We start from the raw sequence: 909 nt of genomic DNA, 5'->3' as shown, positions 1-909 counted from the left end.
GCGATGTTAAGAACATTTCGGAAGAAGGCATGGAGCTGCTTTGCTACTGTCTGATTGCGTTGAGTGCTGTTCGTATGCGACGCGAAATCACTGAATAGACTCGGGATCTAAACGGCGATTGAGCGCAGTTAAAATGGGATGAAACATTTCCAATGCTCGCTCTGCTGTTGCAACCGATTCATCAAAGGCCGTCATTTCGATGGCCTTTTTCATTTCCGCAATTTGCTGCAAAACATCCATTTCTAACGGTAAAGCGCGAAGTTGACTTATTGCTTGTTTAGCCCGCAGCAAAGGCTGTGCTCGAACGCTAGTTAAATCTCGTTGAAATGCCCCACTTTTAACGCCCTCCAGATACACTCGATACGTCGTCAGTTCATCAAGTAAAAGAAACGCTTCTGCCTGTGGTCCTTGATGTGGATATGGCACGCTAATGTGCTTCTGAATATCTAGAGAAATGTGTAAGTCTAAACCCACGGACGCACATTGAGATTTGAGCACGCGCAGTAAGCCTTGCTCATCCATTAGCGTTTGAATTTCTAATATGCGCTCAAGATGATAGGCGTTTGATAGCAAAATGACCTCAACCGCCGCTTGAGACGGTAACGGAAATAAACCGCTTTCACACAGAACTTTCGCTGCATTTCGCATGTTTTCAAACGTATTCAAAGAGCGATTTTCAAGCAGAATTTGGCTTGTCGGAAAAGGCTTGGCCAGCGACGTATTCAGGGTCTGAAAATATGCATACATAGCGTCTGCTTCCGAAATGCTTTGTCCTTGCGTTTTTCCACCACAAAATACAAGAGCAGTATTCTCCATTGGCATTTCGAGGATCTTAGCGGCTAGTGCTTCGACTCTCGAGATGCCTTCGGCACTCAATTGGTTATTAACCAATCGCTTACCTAGTACGAT

The 909-nt window shown here is 45.1% G+C and carries 1 protein-coding gene; it reads right to left on the bottom strand.

Going from position 1 to position 909, the window contains the following annotated elements; genetic code table 11:
* Window positions 1–87: 87 nt before the first annotated feature.
* A partial coding sequence (locus tag R7190_RS26185; RefSeq protein ID WP_318137718.1) for a YdcF family protein occupies window positions 88–909 on the bottom strand: 822 nt, incomplete at its 5' end.

The sequence above is a fragment of the Vibrio sp. 1078-1 genome (assembly GCF_033340475.1).
The sequence above is the reverse complement of the archived record's forward strand: the minus strand, read 5'-3'. Positions and strand labels throughout refer to the sequence as shown.